Here is a 15,702-nt window from a genome sequence, read left to right as displayed (position 1 = left end):
CGGCCGCAGGGGTCGGATCGGCGGGGATCGCCACCGTGGCCCAGCCGTCGGAGCCGGTCGCGGCCGGGATCGGCGCAGCCGGGGCGGGCGCGGCGGTCGCCTCGACGGCGGCGCGCTCGGCCTCCGGGGCGGCGGCGCGAGGCTCGACGCGGGCGATGTACTTCACCCGCAGGCCGAGGACCTGCTGGATCGCCTGACGCAGGTACTCGCTGACTCCGGGCTGCCCAGCGGTTCCCGGCATCTTGAACGACTCGACGTCGTTCTGGCTCGGGAACGAGAGGGTCAGCACGTCGTCCTTGAGGGCGCGCACCTGGGCGGTGTAGGCCACCAGCCAGGCGGTCATCTTCGCCTTCTGCACGACCTCGAGGATCTCGGGCCAGGTGTCCTTCATCCGCTGGAGGGTGACCGCGCCGTCGGCGGAAGCGTCGCCCGCGGCCGCAGCGGGTGCGGAGGCGGCGGGCGCCTCAGTGGACGCAGCGGCCTGATCCGACGGCTCCTGCCCGACCGGCTCCGGACGAGCCGCCGCGGCGGTCGTCGCGCGGGGGCGTCCTGACTCGGCCGACGCGGACTCGTCCGCCTCCGGCGCGGCCGCCGTCTCGTCGGGCGCCGTCACCGGCGGCGCGGCGACCGGTGCGGACGCGGTCACCGGCGCCTCGGTGCGCGGAGCGGCCGCGATGGTCTCGGGCACCGAGCCGGGAGCGGCGGCGTGCGAGGCGTGGTGGGGCTCGGGCGCACGGGACGGCTCGGGCGCACGGGACGGCTCGGACGCGCGCGACGCCTCGGACGACCGCGGGGCGGGCGCCGCGGTCTCGCGCGGAGGGGCCACGTGCCGCGGGCGCTCCTCCTGGGCCGCGACCGGCGCGATGCCGGCGCCGGTGCCGTGCACCAGGGTTCGGGCGATCATCAGCTCGAGGTGCAGGCGCGGCGAGGTCGCACCGGTCATCTCGGTGAGGGCCTCGTTGACCACGTCGGCGATGCGGGAGAGCTCGGCCAGGCCGAGCGCGCGCGACTGGCCGGCCATGCGGTCGAGCTCGTCCTGCGAGACGCCGCGGAGCACGGCCGAGGCCGCGCCCCCGGTCGCCGCGACGACGATCAGGTCGCGGAGCTTCTCGAGCAGGTCCTCGACGAAGCGGCGCGGGTCCTGCCCCGTCTGGATGACGCGGTCGACCGCTCCGAACGCCTCGGCGGAGTCGTGCTCGGCGAGCGCGTCGACCACCTCGTCTAGCAGGGCGCCGTGAGTGTAGCCGAGGAGGGCGACGGCCCGCTCGTACTCGACGGTCTCGGCCTCGGAGCCGGCCATCAGCTGGTCGAGCAGGGAGAGCGTGTCGCGGACGGACCCGCCGCCCGCGCGGACCACGAGCGGCAGCACGCCGGCCGCCACGTGCACGCCCTCGCGCTCGCAGAGCTCCTGCGTGTAGTCGAGCATCTGCGCCGGCGGGACGAGCCGGAACGGGTAGTGGTGCGTGCGCGAGCGGATCGTGCCGATGACCTTGTCCGGCTCCGTGGTCGCGAAGATGAACTTCACGTGCTCCGGCGGCTCCTCCACGATCTTGAGCAGCGCGTTGAAGCCCTGCGGCGTGACCATGTGCGCCTCGTCGAGGATGAAGATCTTGAAGCGGTCGCGCGCCGGGGCGAAGATGGCGCGCTCGCGCAGATCGCGCGCGTCGTCGACTCCGTTGTGGCTCGCCGCGTCGATCTCGACCACGTCGAGCGAGCCCTGGCCCTCGCGGCTGAGCTCGACGCAGCTGTCGCAGACGCCGCAGGGGGTGTCGGTCGGGCCCGTCGCGCAGTTGAGGCAGCGGGCGAGGATGCGCGCCGAGGTGGTCTTGCCGCAGCCGCGGGGGCCGCTGAAGAGGTAGGCGTGGTTGACGCGGTTGGTGCGGAGCGCCGTCATGAGCGGATCCGTCACCTGGGACTGGCCGATCATCTCGGCGAACGTCTCGGGCCGGTACCGGCGATACAGGGCTGCTACCACCCGACAAGAGTAGCCGCGACCTCCGACACCGGAGCCGGGACGGCGGAGACCGGAGCGCGCGTAGCCTCGGTCCCGTGCTCCCGCCGCCTCCGCTCCCCCGCTTCGACGCGGTCATGCTCGCCGGCGGACGCGCTTCCCGCCTCGGCGGCGCGGTCAAGCCGCTCCTCCGGCACCGCGAGTCGACGCTCCTCGGCACCGCCCTCGCAGCCGTGCGCGGAGCCGAGCGGAGGGTCGTGGCCGGACCGTCGTCGCTCGCACAGGCCGTCGACGGCGCCGAGCTCGTCCAGGAGGATCCGCCGTTCGGCGGCCCGGTCGCGGGCCTGGCCGCCGCGCTGCCTCTGCTCGACCGCCCGGGCGCTCCGGACTGGGTCGTCGTGCTCGCCGCCGATCTCGTCGCCCCCGCTCCCGCCGTGCACACGCTGCTCGAGGTCGCATCGAGCGCCGTCGAGGCCTCCCTCCTGGCCGTCGACGCGAGCGGCCGAGCCCAGCAGCTCCTCGGCGTGCACCGGCGAGCGGCCCTCGTCGAAGCGCTCACCGCGCTCGGCGATCCCGACGGCGCCTCGGTGCGCGCCCTCCTCCGGGACCTTCCCCCGCGGCTCGTGACGGTGCCCGGAGGGACGACCGACGACGTCGACGCGCCCGCCGACGCGCTCCGGCACGGGATCGACCTGCCGGGCCCGCGCGGCGCAGACTGAGCGGATGGACGACACGACCGGCCCCCGCCCCTCCGCCTCCGACGGCGCCCGCCCCACGGAGGAGGTGCTCGCCGGCTGGTGGGCCGAGCTGTGCTCCGCGCTCGGCCTCGGCGAGGTCCCGGTGGACCCGGACGCCCTGCTCGCCCTCGCCGGTCGCGCGGCGCACGGAGTGGTCCGGCCGGCGGCTCCGCTGACCACGTTCCTCGCGGGCTACGCGGCGGGCCGGGCCGGGGGCGGCCGGGACGCGCTCGACGCGGCGCTCGCGGCCTCGCACCGGGCGGTGGACGAGCGTCCGCACGCCTCCTGAGACGGTACTCCACCGGCCTCGATCCGGCATCAGGCCGACGCCGTACGGTTCCCCCGAGTCCCGGTGCCGCGGCTCGAACCGAGAGCGGCGCAGGACTCCCGCGGCCGACTGCGCCGCGGTCGTCCATCTGAAGGAGCCCCGCATGTCAGGCAACAGAGCCGTCGCCTACAAGTCCCCCGGAGTCGTCGAGGTCATCGACATCGACTACCCCACCTTCGAGCTGAAGGACGGACCCGGCGTCAATCCGGCGAACATCGGGCGGAAGCTGCCGCACGGCGCCATCCTCCGCACCGTCTCCACCAACATCTGCGGCTCGGACCAGCACATGGTCCGCGGCCGCACCACCGCTCCGTCGGACCTCGTGCTCGGCCACGAGATCACCGGCGAGGTCGTGGAGGTCGGCCCCGACGTCGAGTTCGTCAAGGTCGGCGACATCGTGTCCGTGCCGTTCAACATCGCCTGCGGCCGCTGCCGCAACTGCAAGGAGCGCAAGACCGGCATCTGCCTCAACGTGAATCCGGACCGCCCTGGCAGCGCGTACGGCTACGTCGACATGGGCGGCTGGGTCGGCGGGCAGGCCGAGTACGTGATGGTCCCCTACGCCGACTGGAACCTCCTGGTGTTCCCGGACCGCGATCAGGCGCTCGAGAAGATCCTCGATCTGACGATGCTCTCGGACATCTTCCCGACGGGCTTCCACGGCGCGGTGACCGCCGGGGTCGGCGTCGGGTCCACGGTCTACGTCGCAGGAGCGGGACCGGTCGGACTCGCCGCGGCGGTCGGAGCGCAGCTGCTCGGAGCGGCCGTCGTGATCGTCGCGGACCTCAACGAGGAGCGTCTGGCGCAGGCGCGCTCCTTCGGCTGCGAGACGGTCGACGTCTCGAAGGGCGATCCGGCCGGCCAGATCGAGCAGATCCTCGGCGTGCCCGAGGTCGACTGCGGAGTGGACGCCGTCGGCTTCGAGGCGCACGGCAACGGCGCCGACTCGGGGAAGGAGGCGCCGGCGACGGTGCTGAACTCGCTGATGTCGATCACCGCGGCGGGCGGCGCCCTCGGCATCCCGGGCCTCTACGTCACGGGCGACCCGGGCGGAGTCGACGAGGCGGCCCAGGAGGGCTCGCTGTCGATCCGCCTCGGGCTCGGCTGGGCGAAGTCGCTGTCCTTCACCACGGGCCAGTGCCCGGTCATGAAGTACAACCGGCAGCTGATGATGGCGATCCTGCACGACCGGGTCCACATCGCCGACGCGGTCCAGGCCACCGCGATCAGCCTGGACGACGCTCCCCGCGGATACGCCGACTTCGACAAGGGCGCCGCGAAGAAGTTCGTGCTGAACCCGAACGGCTACCTGGGATGACCGACGGGGCGGGTCATGCCCAGGGCCCGCCCCGAGCCCCGGGAGAATGGACGGGATGAGCGCGCACGGGCACGAGGCGACCGACTGGGACGAGGCCAGGCGGATCGTCGGCGAAGCGGTGGCGCGCTCCGGCGTCTCGACAGTCCCCCTCCTCGACGCCCGCGGAGCCGTCCTCGACCGCGCCGTCACCGCCGCCCGGCCGCTCCCCCACTACGACTCCTCGGCCATGGACGGCTGGGCCGTGCGCGGACCCGGGCCCTGGCCGCTCGAGGACGGCACCGCCGCTCCGATCGTCACCGGAGCCGCCGTGCCCGACTGGAGCGACGCGGTGCTGCCGTCCGAGCAGGGCGCGGTCCGCGACGACCTGCTCACGGCGCGGGCGCCCCTCCCGCCCGGCCGCCACGTCCGGCGCGCGGGCGACGAGGCCGCCCGCGGAGCCGTGCTGGTCGATGCCCGGACCCGCCTCACTCCCGCGCACCTCGCCCTGCTCGCGGTCGCCGGGATCGACGCGCTCGACGTCCGCCCGCCCGCCGCGGTCGACCTGCTCCTCACGGGGGACGAGGTCGACACCGAGGGGATGCCGCCCGCCGGACGGGTGCGCGACGCGTTCACGCCGCTGCTGCCCGCGCTGGTCGAGCTCTCGGGCGGAGCCGTGGGAGAGGTCGTGCGCCGCGGCGACGACGAGGAGGCGATCGCACGGACGCTGCTGGCGGGCACGGCGCCGATCCTCCTCACGACGGGCGGGACCGGGCGCTCCCGGGTGGACGCGGTCCGTCGCGCCCTCGATGCGGTGGGCGCGCGCGTCCTCGTCGACGGCGTCGGAATGCGCCCCGGCCACCCGACCATGGCTGCGCTGCTGCCGGGAGGGACGCTGGTGATCGCGCTGCCGGGCAATCCGCTCGCCGCACTCCTCGCGGCGCTCTCCTTCCTGCCGCCGGCCCTCGACGCGGCGTCGGGCGCCGCTGCCCGACTCCTCGGGCGGGGCGTCCTCGCCGAGCCGCTCGGGCGCGCGGGGGCCACGGTGCTCGTGCCCGTCTCCTCCGGAGAGGACGGCTGGCGGGCCTCCGCGGGCATCCGCTCGCACATGCTCACCGGTCTCGCCGCCTCGGAGGCCGTCGCCGTCGTGCCCGCACCGGGAGCGGCAGCGGGCGACTCCGTGCGCCTGCTGCCGCTGCCCTGGTGAGGCCTACGCCGCCGGTTCGAGGCGGATCACGACCGACTTCGAGGTAGGCGTGTTGCTGATCTTCGCGGTCGAGTCCAGCGGCACGAGGACGTTCGTCTCCGGGTAGTAGGCGGCCGCGCAGCCGCGGGGCGTGTCGTACGCCACGACGCGGAACGCCTCCGCCCGCCGCTCGACGCCGTCGGGCCACTCCGAGACCAGGTCGACCATCGCGCCGTCCGCGAAGCCCAGCTCGGCGACGTCGTCGGCGTGGACGAACACCACCCGGCGGCCGTCGTGGATCCCGCGGTAGCGGTCGTCCTTGCCGTAGATCGTGGTGTTGAACTGGTCGTGCGAGCGCAGCGTCTGCAGCAGCAGCCTGCCCTCCGGAACCCGCGGGTACTCGAGCGGATTCGCGGTGAAGCGGGCCAGACCGGAGGGGGTGTCGAAGCGGCGCGAGTCGCGCGGCGGGTGCGGGAGGACGAAGCCGCCGGGCACGTCGATCCGGGCCTCGAAGCCGTCGAAACCGGGGACGACGTTGGCGATGTGCGAGCGGATGCGGCGGTAGTCGTCGCGCAGTCCCGCCCAGTCGACCCGGGGGACGTTCTCGCGGCCCTCGAGCAGCCGCTCCGCGATCCCCGTGAGGATCGCCACCTCCGAGCGCAGGCCCGGGCTCGGCGGGCGCAGGCGGCCCCGGGAGGCGTGCACGGCGCTCATCGAGTCCTCGACCGTGACCCGCTGCTCGCCCGAGCGCTGCACGTCGGAGTCGGTGCGGCCGAGGGTGGGCAGGATCAGCGCGCGCCGGCCGGTGACCACGTGCGAGCGGTTGAGCTTGGTCGAGACGTGGACGGTGAGGGCGAGCGAGCGCATCGCCGCCTCCGTCACTCCGCTGTCGGGCGTCGCCCGGGCGAAGTTGCCGCCGAGCCCCATGAACACGCGGGCCTTCCCGTCGCGCATCGCCCGGATCGCGGCGACCGTGTCCGTCCCGTGCACGCGCGGGGAGGAGAAGGAGAACTCGCGGTCGAGCGCGTCGTGGAAGGAGTCCGGCATCCGCTCGAAGATGCCCATCGTGCGGTCGCCCTGCACGTTCGAGTGGCCGCGCACCGGGCAGACGCCCGCGCCGGGCTTGCCGATGTTGCCGGTGAGCAGGAGCACGTTGACGACGTCCTTGAGCGTCGCGACCGAGTGCGCGTGCTGCGTGAGGCCCATCGCCCAGCAGACGACGGTGCCCTCGGACGCCGCGATCAGCTCGGCGACGGTGCGGATGCGCGTCTCGTCGATCCCGCTCGCCCGCTCGATCTCGTCCCACTGGACCTCCCGCAGCCCGTGGAGGTACTCGGCGAGGCCGCCGGTGCTCTCGCGGATGAAGGCGTGGTCGAAGACGTCGCCGCGCGCCTCCTCAGACTCGAGCAGCGCCTTGCCCAGACCCTGGAACAGGGCCTGGTCGCCGCCCAGCCGGACCTGGAGGAAGTGGTCGGCGAGGGCCGTGCCGTCGCCCAGGGTGCCGCGGACGGTCTGCGGGTTCTGGAAGCGGAGCAGCCCCGCCTCCGGCAGCGGATTCACGGCCACGATGGTGCCGCCGGCGCGCTTGGCGCGCTCCAGCGCGGTCAGCATCCGCGGGTGGTTCGTTCCGGGGTTCTGGCCGGCGACGATGATCAGCGGAGCCCGCTCCACGTCGCGCAGGCTCACCGAGCCCTTGCCGATCCCGATCGTCTCGGTGAGGGCGGATCCGCTGGACTCGTGGCACATGTTCGAGCAGTCGGGCAGGTTGTTCGTGCCGAAGCCGCGGACCATCAGCTGGTAGACGAAGGCCGACTCGTTCGAGGTCCGGCCGGACGTGTAGAAGATCGCCTCGTCGGGGCTCGCGCAGGCGCGCAGCTCCTCGGCCACGAGGTCGAGCGCCTCGTCCCAGCCCACGGGCCGGTAGTGCGTCGCGCCCTCCTCGAGCAGCATCGGCTCCGTGAGCCGGCCCTGCTGGCCGAGCGCGAAGTCGTCCCACTCCTCCAGCTCCGCGACGGGGTGCGCGGCGAAGAACGCCGATGTGACGGTGCGGAGCGTGGCCTCCTCGGCGACCGCCTTCGCTCCGTTCTCGCAGAACTCGGCGACGTGGCGCTTGTCGCCCTCCGGCCAGGCGCAGCCCGGGCAGTCGAATCCGGTCTTCTGGTTCACCCGCAGGAGCGTCTCGGCGCTGCGCACCGGGCCCATCTGCTTGAGCGAGATCTCGAGGGCGTGGGCGACGCCGGGGATCCCGACAGCGCGTCTCTTCGGCGATCGGACGGAGAGGCGGCTCTCGTCGATCGGACTCTCGCGGGGCTCGGCGTCATCGACCATTCCTGCATCGTACGTCCGCACCCCGGCATCGCTCCCGGTTCCCGGTGGGAGGATGACCTCCACCGCCTGAGGAGACCCATGAGCCGCAGTGTCGCCCGCACCCGCCTGACCGCCGTCCGCGCCGACGATCCGCCCCGCCGCCGCGAGGACGTCCTGGCCGTCGAGGAGCCGCTCGAGATCCGCGTCGGCGGACGGCGCTTCAGCGTGACCATGCGCACACCCGGCGACGACTTCGACCTGGTCGCGGGATTCCTGGTGTCCGAGGGGGTGCTCACCGAGTCGGAGCAGCTGGCGGCGATGCGCTACTGCGCGAGCGGCTCCGGTCCGGGCGAGAACACGTACAACGTGGTCGACGCGAGCGTCCGCGGCGGGCGGGGGGCCGTGCTGCTCGAGCGCGAGCGGTCGGTGTACACGACGAGCTCGTGCGGAGTGTGCGGGCTCGCGTCGCTCGAGGCGGTCGCCACCGACTCGGCGTGGAGCGTCGCGGAGGACGACCTGCGGGTCGAGCGGGAGCTGCTGGTCTCGCTCCCCGATCGGCTCCGCGAGGCGCAGGCGGTGTTCGAGCGGACGGGCGGCGTCCACGCGGCCGGGCTGTTCGACGCGGACGGCTCGCTGCTGGTGCTCCGAGAGGATGTCGGGCGGCACAACGCCGTGGACAAGGTGGTCGGCTGGGGGCTCCGGGAGGGGCGGCTGCCGTTGCGGGGGACGCTGCTGCAGGTGTCGGGGCGCGCCTCGTTCGAGCTGGTGCAGAAGGCCGTGATGGCCGGCATCCCCCTGCTCGCCGCGGTCGGTGCCCCGTCGTCGCTGGCGGTGGACCTGGCTCGCGACTCCGGCCTCACCCTGATCGGCTTCAGCCGCGGCTCCGGCTTCAACCTCTACGCGGGCGACGCGCGCCTGCTGCCCTGAGCCGGGGCTCCTCGGCCGGCTCCTGCGGATGGAGCAGCCTGCACAGCGGGCGCATCGAGATCCCCCTCGTACTCGGTGGCTCTCGCCACGCCGCGTCCCGCGGCTACTCGACCAGCGAGGGTCGCCGCGTGTTCGGCAGAGGGCCGCGACCCGGAATCGCGTGCGAGCGATTCAGGACAGCCCGACAGGAGCCGCTCCACGGGAGCCGCCACCCCCGGAAGCCGACCGCGAGTCGTGTCGCGGCTCCGCCGCTACACGACCGACAAGGACTGCCGGGCGATCTCCAGCTCCTCGTTCGTGGGGATGACGAGGACGGCGACGCGGGAGTCGTCGGTGGAGATGCGGCGGGCGCCGCGGTCGGAGGACGTGTTGCGCTCGGGGTCGAGCTCGATGCCCAGGCCCTCGAGGCCGCGGAGGGCGCCGGCGCGGACGGCGGCGACGTTCTCGCCGACTCCGGCCGTGAACACCACGGCGTCGACGCGGCCCAGCTGGGCGTAGAAGGCGCCGATGTAGTGGCGGAGGCGGTGGTAGTAGACCTCGAGCCCGGCGCGGGCCTGCTCGTCGCCGGCCTCGGCCGCCTCCTGGACGTCGCGCATGTCGCCGCGACCCGTGAGGCCGAGGAGGCCGCTTCGGCGGTTGAGGAGGGTGTCGAGCTCGTCGATCGAGAGGCCCGCCTTGCGGGCGAGGTGGAAGACGACGGCCGGGTCGAGGTCGCCGGAGCGGGTGCCCATCACCAGGCCCTCGAGCGGGGTCATGCCCATCGAGGTCTCGACGGAGACGCCGCCGTCGACCGCGCAGGCAGACGCTCCGTTGCCCAGGTGCAGGACGATCGTCTTCAGGTCGGAGCGGCGGCGGCCGAGATAGGCGGCGGCGGCCTCCGAGACGAACTTGTGCGAGGTGCCGTGGAAGCCGTAGCGGCGGACGCGGTGCTTCTCGGCGAGCTCGGCGGGCAGCGCGTAGGTCGACGCCTCGGCCGGGATCGTGTGGTGGAAGGCGGTGTCGAAGACGGCGACGTGCGGGACGTCCGGGAAGGCCTTCTGCGCCGCCTCGATGCCCTCGAGGTTGGCGGGGTTGTGCAGCGGGGCGAGATCGGCGAGGTCCTCGATGTTGATCTTGACCAGGTCGGTGACGACGGTGGGCTCGAAGAAGCGCTTGCCGCCGTGCACGACGCGGTGGCCCACGGCGACGGGAGGGAACTCGTCGAGGCTCGGGCCGTGCTCGCCGAACGCGCGGATCATCGCGTCGAAGCCGGCGGTGTGGTCGGGGATCGGCCCCTCGATCTCGAACGACTCCCCGTCGCGGGTGTGCTTCGTGCGGCCGGTGTCCTCGCCGATCCGCTCGACGAGGCCGCTGGCGAGCGTCTCCTCGGTGGTCATCTCGATGAGCTGGTACTTGAACGACGACGATCCGCTGTTGACGACGAGGACGACGGACATGAGGGGACTCCTGGGGTAATCGGGGTCGGGAGGGGCGGCGGCGGGGTCGCCGCTACCGCACCACGGGGATGGCGGCGGTGGGCGGGACGATGGCCTGGGTGGCGGCCTGGATGGCCGTGATCGCGACGGTGTTGACGATGTCCTGCACGAGCGCGCCGCGCGAGAGGTCGTTGACCGGCTTGCGCAGACCCTGGAGGACCGGTCCGATGGCGACGGCGCCGGCCGAGCGCTGCACGGCCTTGTAGGTGTTGTTGCCCGTGTTGAGGTCGGGGAAGATGAACACCGTCGCGCGCCCGGCGACCTGGGAGCCGGGCATCTTCGAGGCCGCGACCGCCGCGTCGGCCGCCGCGTCGTACTGGATCGGGCCCTCGACGAGCAGGTCGGGCCGGCGCTCGCGCACTAGAGCCGTCGCCGCGCGGACCTTCTCGACGTCGGCGCCGGCTCCGCTCTCGCCGGTGGAGTAGGAGAGCATCGCGATGCGGGGGTCGATCCCGAACTGCTGGGCGGTCTCGGCGGACGAGATCGCGATGTCGGCGAGCTGCGCCTCGGTGGGGTCGGGGTTCACCGCGCAGTCGCCGTAGACCAGCACGCGGTCGGCGAGCGCCATCAGGAACACGCTCGAGACGACGGAGACGCCCGGGCTCGTCTTGATGATCTCGAAGCCGGGGCGGATGGTGTGCGCGGTCGTGTGCGCGGCTCCCGAGACCATCCCGTCGGCCAGGCCGAGCTGCACCATCATCGTGCCGAAGTAAGAGACGTCCGTGACCGTGTCGTAGGCGTGGTCGTAGGTGATGCCCTTGTGCGCGCGGATGCGGGCGTACTCCTCGGCGAAGCGCGCGCGGTGCTCCGGGTCGAGGGTGCTCAGCACGCGGGCGCCGTCGAGGTCGAGGCCGAGGCCCGCCGCACGGGCGCGGATCTCGGCCTCCTCGCCGAGGATCGTGAGCCGGGCGATGCCGCGCTTGAGCACGGTCGCGGCGGCGCGGAGGATCCGGTCGTCGCCGCCCTCGGGCAGGACGATGTGGCGGTCGGCGATGCGCGCGCGCTCGATCAGCCCGTACTCGAACATCAGCGGCGTGACGACCTCGGACCGGCCGACGTCGAGGAGGGTGAGCAGCTCGACCGCGTCGACCGCCTCCTGGAAGAGGGCGAGGGAGGTGTCGCGCTTGCGCGGGGAGTCGGCCGCCAGGCGGCCGCGGGCCGCGGTGACGCGGACGGCGGTGTCGTAGGTGCCGAGCTCGGTCATCACGATCGGCACGCGGCTGTCGACGCCCTCGATCAGCCGGACGATCGGCTCCGGCAGCTCGAAGCCGCCGTTGAGGATGATGCCGGTGACGGTGGGGAACGTGCCGGAGGCGTAAGCCATGATCACGGCGAGGACGACCTCGGGCCGGTCTCCGGGGACGATCACGACGCCGCCCTCGGTGAGCCGCGGCAGGACGTTGACCATGGACATGCCGGCGATCACCACGCCGAGCGCCTCGCGGCCGAGCAGCTCCGGATCGCCCGCGACGACGACGCCGTCGACCGCCTCGACCAGGCGGGACAGGCTCGGAGCGACGAGGAACGGATCCTCGCGGATCGCCCAGACCGGGACGGTGGCGGGGATGCTCTCGCGGATCGCGGCGACGGCATCGGCGGCGGTGTCGGGATCGGCGCGGTTCGCGATCACTCCGATGAGGCTCGCGTGGGCCGTGCGGAGCTCGACCGAGGCGAGCTCCGTGATCTGGCGCATCTCCTCCGGCGTGCGCGCGGGCGCCTGGCCCAGCTGCTCGCTGCGGGACGAGTCCCGCCCGGTGAGGACGAGCAGGACCGGGGCACCGAGGTTGGCGGCGATGCGGGCGTTGTAGCCGAGCTCGGTGGGGCTGCCGACGTCCGTGTAGTCGGAGCCGAGGATGACGACGGCGTCGCACCGGGCCTCGACGCCCTTGTACCTCTCGACGATCCGCGAGAGCGCCGCCTCACCGTCGGCGTGGACGTCCTCGTAGGTGACGCCGATGCAGTCCTCGTAGGCGAGGCCCGAGTCGGAGTGGCCGAGCAGCATCTCGAGCACGTAGTCCGGCTCGGAGGTGGAGCGGGCGATCGGGCGGAAGACGCCGACCCGCTGCACCTGGCTGCTGAGCGCATCGAGGACGCCGAGGGCGACCGTGGACTTGCCCGAATGACCTTCGGCGGACGAGATGTAGATGCTCTGAACCATCGGATCCAGCCTACCGAGGGGGTCCCTCCGCCTGGCTGAGTAGAGGCCAGGGATGGGAGGGCGTGCATGGCGCGCGGCTGTCGAGGAGCGTCCGCAGTCGGTAGGGCCTCGTAGCGGCTGTGCGGCGGACCATCGGCGGAGCAGGCGGGCCAGTTAACGGAAGAAGACCCCCCGCGCACCCGCCAGAGCCCGGTTACCCTTGCTGCGTTTCCGCCCTGGGGGAGTTGGCCTGGATGGCGCCACGCGGGGAGCCGGGTGACAGTCTAACCGACGACGGCGGCCGAGGAGAGCGGGGCGTGTCGGTGTCGTGGTCAGCGGGAGCCTCCGACACCGGCTAGTATCGATGAGTCGCGGCTCAGGTCGTGCCAGGAGGATTCGCCTAGTGGCCTATGGCGCACGCTTGGAAAGCGTGTTGGGTGAAAGCCCTCGGGGGTTCGAATCCCCCATCCTCCGCGAACGGTGTCCGTTGCTCTCGCCAGCACGGGCACCGTTTTGTTTAACCGGTGCGGGCGATCGTCGAGGCCCGGTCGACCGGCGCAGGCGTCCATCGGAGCGGCGCGCTCACGCAACGCCGGGTTCGCGCCGCCGGCGCACACGCAGCCTTAGCGGACGACCTCGCGCCGATTGCGGGAGATCAGCCGTAGAGGTGGTTCGTCCGCGCGCAGGAGTCGGAGCAGAAAGCGCCACGGCGGGCGACGAGCGGGGCCGAGCAGGCGGCGCAGACGGGGCGGAAGAAGAGTTCGGCTATGGTTCGCGACATGGTCCGACCGTAGGAGCCGGTCCCGGATCGTGCCCGTCGCCATCCGTATTACGACAACGCGGACGACAGGGCGGCGATACGGACCCTCCGGCGACGCCGGCCGTCAGTCGGCGATGCGCTCGAGCCATTCGTCGAGCAGGAGCCGCTCCCCCGCGCTGAGGGGCTCGATCTGCGGCAGCGCCGTCCGCAGGGCGACGGCGTGCGCGACGACCGCACGGGCGGCGGGATCGGTGGGGCCCGCCTCCGCCGTGGTGATCGCCGCGAGGACGGACTCGCGCGAGCGGGACGAGAGCTCGTCGTCGGGGTCGGCGAGGGCGGTCAGCGTGAGGGTGCAGCCGAGCGCGGCCGACTGGAGCAGGCGGGAGGCCCGCTCGACGTCGACGGTGAGGCGGCCGGCTTCGGCGACGGCCCGGACCGCGTCGAGGAGGACGCCGCGGGACAGGCGCGCCGCCTCCGACTCCTCCCCCGGCCGCGCGGTGAACATCAGCGCGTAGAGGTGCGGTTCGGCGAGTCCGAAGGCGACGTGGTGATCCCAGGCGGCACGGAGCGCGTCGACCGGGTCGGCCGGCGCCTCGCTCCGCTCGAAGTCGGCGAGGGCCGTGGCGAATCCGGCTGCCGCGGCCGAGTCGAGCAGCCCGCGCAGGTCGCCGAACGTCCGGTAGATCGTGGGGGCCTGGACCCCCGCCGCCGCGCTGATCGCCCGCGTCGACACCGCGTCCCGCCCGCCGTCCGCCAGCAGCTCGACCGTCGCTCGGAGGATCCGCTCCCGCGTCGTCCCGCTCTCACTCATGCTACCGACGCTAACACGTTCCCGTTAGCGCCTCGTCTCCCGGACCGGCCCGGGCCGCCTCAGCGCCGTCGGGCGGTCCCGAAGATCCCGCGGACCACCTCGCGCAGCAGGGTCCTGCCGGCGCTCGAGCCCAGCACCTCCTCGACGACCGTCTTGTCGCGGCGGGCGGTGCGGGTCCCGCGGGAGGTCGGTGCCGTGCGCCGACGGGAGCGCTCGGCGGCCTGGTCGGCGGCGCGCTCGGCGGCGGCCCGCTCCTTCGCGCGGCGGGCGGCGTCCGCGGTCTCCTCCTTGGCGCGACGCGCGTCCTCCTTGGCGCGGCGGGCGTCGTCGGCGGCCTGCTGCTCGGCGGCGGCGCGGGCCTCCTCGGCGTCGGCGGCGGCGTCGAGCCGGCGGGTGAGGATCTCGCGGGCGGAGTCGCGGTCGAGGGGCGTGCCGTAGCGCGCGAGGAGCGGGGACCTCTGGACGCTCGCCTCGCGGTCGGCCTCGGGGGTGGGCTTCATCGAGCCGAGCGGGGCGCGGAGACGCGTCCAGGCGACCGGGGTCGGGGCGCCGCGCTCGTTCATGACCGTCACGATCGCCTCGCCGATGGGGAGCGCCTGGAGGACCTCACCGAGGTCGTAGTCGCTCTCAGGGTAGGTCGAGACGGTGGCGCGGAGGGCCTTGGCGTCGTCCGGCGTGTGCGCGCGGAGCTGGTGCTGCACGCGGGAGCCGAGCTGGGCGAGGACGTCGCCCGGCACATCCTTCGGGGTCTGGGTGACGAAGACGATGCCGACGCCCTTGGAGCGGATGAGGCGCACGGTCTGGGTGATCGCGGCGAGGAAGTCCTTCGACGCGTCGCGGAAGAGCAGGTGCGCCTCGTCGAAGAAGAACACCAGCTTCGGCTTGTCGAGGTCGCCGACCTCCGGCAGGTCGTTGAAGAGGTCGGCGAGCAGCCACATCAGGAAGGTGGAGAACAGAGCCGGTCGGTCGGCGACTCCGGGGACCTCGAGGAGGCTGACGACGCCGCGCCCGTCGGCGGCGAGGCGGAGGAACTCGGCCGTGTCGATCTCAGGCTCGCCGAAGAACACGTCGGCGCCCTGGTCGGCGAACGCGATCAGCTCGCGGAGGATCACGCCGGCGGTCGCCTTGGACAGCCCGCCGAGCTCGGCGAGCTCCGCCTTGCCCTCGTCGCCGACGAGGTAGGTGAGCACGGCGCGGAGGTCGGACAGGTCGACGAGCGGGAGACCGGCGCTCTCGGCGTAGTGGAAGACGAGGCCGAGGCTCGACTCCTGCGTGTGGTTGAGGCCGAGCACCTTCGCGAGCAGCAGCGCGCCGAATCCCGTCACGGTGGCGCGGACGGGGACGCCGGTGCCGATGCCGCCGAGCGCGAAGTACTCGGCGGGGGCCGCCTCCGCCCGCCAGTCCTGGCCGATGCCGCGGGTGCGGGCGAGCAGCGCGTCGGTCGCGGTGCCCGGAGTGGCGAGGCCGGAGAGGTCGCCCTTGATGTCCGCAGCGAAGACGGGGACGCCGTGGGCCGAGAGCTGCTCGGCGAGGACCTGCAGCGTCTTCGTCTTGCCGGTGCCGGTCGCGCCGACGACGAGGCCGTGCCGGTTGAGCATGCCGAGCGGGATGCGGACGGGCACGTCGATCCGCGCGTCGCCGTTGACGAGGGCGCCGAGCTCGAGGGCCGGGCCGGTGAACGCGTACCCGGCGCGCACGGCGTCGACGGCGCTCTCGGGGAGCGGACCGGGGGCCGGGGCGGGCGCCGAGGCGCTAACGGGAACGTGTTAGCGTCGGTAGCATGAGTGAG

Annotated in this window: 12 protein-coding genes, 1 tRNA gene and 1 other RNA gene; 6 read left to right on the top strand and 8 right to left on the bottom strand. The window is 73.5% G+C overall.

Translation table 11 applies throughout. The annotated features are described in order from the left end of the window. A partial coding sequence (locus C5C69_RS16065; protein WP_104258284.1) for a DNA polymerase III subunit gamma and tau occupies positions 1–1,975 on the bottom strand: 1,975 nt, incomplete at its 3' end. Between the two features lie 74 nt (positions 1,976–2,049). On the opposite strand from C5C69_RS16065, the gene C5C69_RS16060 reads away from it, so the two are divergent. The 4 genes from C5C69_RS16060 (at position 2,050) to C5C69_RS16045 (ending at position 5,517) form a co-directional block, all read left to right on the top strand. Next, the gene (locus C5C69_RS16060; protein ID WP_258065324.1) at positions 2,050–2,670 is read left to right on the top strand and encodes a molybdenum cofactor guanylyltransferase; all 621 of its coding nucleotides are present in this window, start codon (positions 2,050–2,052) and stop codon (positions 2,668–2,670) included. A 4-nt stretch (positions 2,671–2,674) separates the two neighbouring features. Continuing rightward, a complete protein-coding gene (locus C5C69_RS16055) occupies positions 2,675–2,977 on the top strand; it encodes a DUF6457 domain-containing protein (protein WP_219812392.1) in 303 nt (100 codons plus the stop codon). A gap of 142 nt (positions 2,978–3,119) precedes the next feature. After that, on the top strand, positions 3,120–4,334 hold the full coding sequence (gene fdhA / locus C5C69_RS16050; protein ID WP_104225123.1) for a formaldehyde dehydrogenase, glutathione-independent: 1,215 nt from the start codon (positions 3,120–3,122) through the stop codon (positions 4,332–4,334). Between the two features lie 55 nt (positions 4,335–4,389). Further along, the gene (locus tag C5C69_RS16045; RefSeq protein WP_181127075.1) at positions 4,390–5,517 is read left to right on the top strand and encodes a molybdopterin molybdotransferase MoeA; all 1,128 of its coding nucleotides are present in this window, start codon (positions 4,390–4,392) and stop codon (positions 5,515–5,517) included. A gap of 3 nt (positions 5,518–5,520) precedes the next feature. On the opposite strand, the gene C5C69_RS16040 is transcribed toward C5C69_RS16045, so the two are convergent. Continuing rightward, a complete protein-coding gene (locus C5C69_RS16040; RefSeq protein ID WP_104234531.1) occupies positions 5,521–7,824 on the bottom strand; it encodes an FdhF/YdeP family oxidoreductase in 2,304 nt (767 codons plus the stop codon). Between the two features lie 78 nt (positions 7,825–7,902). Here C5C69_RS16040 and fdhD point away from each other — a divergent pair, with 78 nt between their 5' ends. Further along, positions 7,903–8,730: a formate dehydrogenase accessory sulfurtransferase FdhD gene (fdhD, locus tag C5C69_RS16035; protein ID WP_104234530.1), complete on the top strand. Its 828-nt coding sequence runs from the start codon at positions 7,903–7,905 to the stop codon at positions 8,728–8,730. Positions 8,731–8,981: 251 nt separating this feature from the next. Here the strand turns inward: fdhD and C5C69_RS16030 are convergent, their stop codons facing one another. The 3 genes from C5C69_RS16030 to ffs all read right to left on the bottom strand — a co-directional run bounded on the left by C5C69_RS16030 (position 8,982) and on the right by ffs (position 12,619). Beyond that, on the bottom strand, positions 8,982–10,166 hold the full coding sequence (locus C5C69_RS16030) for an acetate/propionate family kinase (RefSeq protein ID WP_104227458.1): 1,185 nt from the start codon (positions 10,164–10,166) through the stop codon (positions 8,982–8,984). Between the two features lie 52 nt (positions 10,167–10,218). After that, positions 10,219–12,363 carry a phosphate acetyltransferase gene (gene pta / locus C5C69_RS16025; RefSeq protein ID WP_104227473.1) on the bottom strand — a complete coding sequence of 715 codons (2,145 nt, stop codon included), beginning with the start codon at positions 12,361–12,363 and terminating at the stop codon, positions 10,219–10,221. Between the two features lie 159 nt (positions 12,364–12,522). Further along, an RNA gene (gene ffs / locus C5C69_RS16020) (signal recognition particle sRNA small type) lies at positions 12,523–12,619 on the bottom strand. Positions 12,620–12,731: 112 nt separating this feature from the next. Here ffs and C5C69_RS16015 point away from each other — a divergent pair. Beyond that, positions 12,732–12,816, top strand: a tRNA-Ser gene (locus tag C5C69_RS16015). A gap of 181 nt (positions 12,817–12,997) precedes the next feature. On the opposite strand, the gene C5C69_RS17340 is transcribed toward C5C69_RS16015, so the two are convergent. The 3 genes from C5C69_RS17340 to C5C69_RS16005 all read right to left on the bottom strand — a co-directional run bounded on the left by C5C69_RS17340 (position 12,998) and on the right by C5C69_RS16005 (position 15,610). Then, on the bottom strand, positions 12,998–13,123 hold the full coding sequence (locus tag C5C69_RS17340) for a hypothetical protein (RefSeq protein ID WP_258062975.1): 126 nt from the start codon (positions 13,121–13,123) through the stop codon (positions 12,998–13,000). Positions 13,124–13,226: 103 nt separating this feature from the next. After that, on the bottom strand, positions 13,227–13,913 hold the full coding sequence (locus tag C5C69_RS16010) for a TetR/AcrR family transcriptional regulator (protein WP_104227474.1): 687 nt from the start codon (positions 13,911–13,913) through the stop codon (positions 13,227–13,229). Positions 13,914–13,972: 59 nt separating this feature from the next. Then, the gene (locus C5C69_RS16005) at positions 13,973–15,610 is read right to left on the bottom strand and encodes a helicase HerA-like domain-containing protein (RefSeq protein WP_104248355.1); all 1,638 of its coding nucleotides are present in this window, start codon (positions 15,608–15,610) and stop codon (positions 13,973–13,975) included. Positions 15,611–15,702: the final 92 nt, after the last annotated feature.

This window comes from Rathayibacter sp. AY1C7, from assembly GCF_002931865.1.
In the GTDB taxonomy this organism is placed as follows: Bacteria; Actinomycetota; Actinomycetes; order Actinomycetales; family Microbacteriaceae; genus Rathayibacter.
This window is presented reverse-complemented; position numbering and strand designations above follow the sequence as displayed.

Excerpts from the sequence above, each read along its gene's own strand:
- C5C69_RS16055 (WP_219812392.1), top strand. The coding sequence starts at position 2,675 with ATGGACGACACGACCGGCCCCCGCCCCTCCGCCTCCGACGGCGCCCGC.
- fdhA (WP_104225123.1), top strand. The coding sequence starts at position 3,120 with ATGTCAGGCAACAGAGCCGTCGCCTACAAGTCCCCCGGAGTCGTCGAG.
- C5C69_RS16045 (WP_181127075.1), top strand. The coding sequence starts at position 4,390 with ATGAGCGCGCACGGGCACGAGGCGACCGACTGGGACGAGGCCAGGCGG.
- C5C69_RS16040 (WP_104234531.1), bottom strand. The coding sequence starts at position 7,824 with ATGGTCGATGACGCCGAGCCCCGCGAGAGTCCGATCGACGAGAGCCGC.
- fdhD (WP_104234530.1), top strand. The coding sequence starts at position 7,903 with ATGAGCCGCAGTGTCGCCCGCACCCGCCTGACCGCCGTCCGCGCCGAC.
- C5C69_RS16030 (WP_104227458.1), bottom strand. The coding sequence starts at position 10,166 with ATGTCCGTCGTCCTCGTCGTCAACAGCGGATCGTCGTCGTTCAAGTAC.
- pta (WP_104227473.1), bottom strand. The coding sequence starts at position 12,363 with ATGGTTCAGAGCATCTACATCTCGTCCGCCGAAGGTCATTCGGGCAAG.
- C5C69_RS17340 (WP_258062975.1), bottom strand. The coding sequence starts at position 13,123 with ATGTCGCGAACCATAGCCGAACTCTTCTTCCGCCCCGTCTGCGCCGCC.
- C5C69_RS16010 (WP_104227474.1), bottom strand. The coding sequence starts at position 13,913 with ATGAGTGAGAGCGGGACGACGCGGGAGCGGATCCTCCGAGCGACGGTC.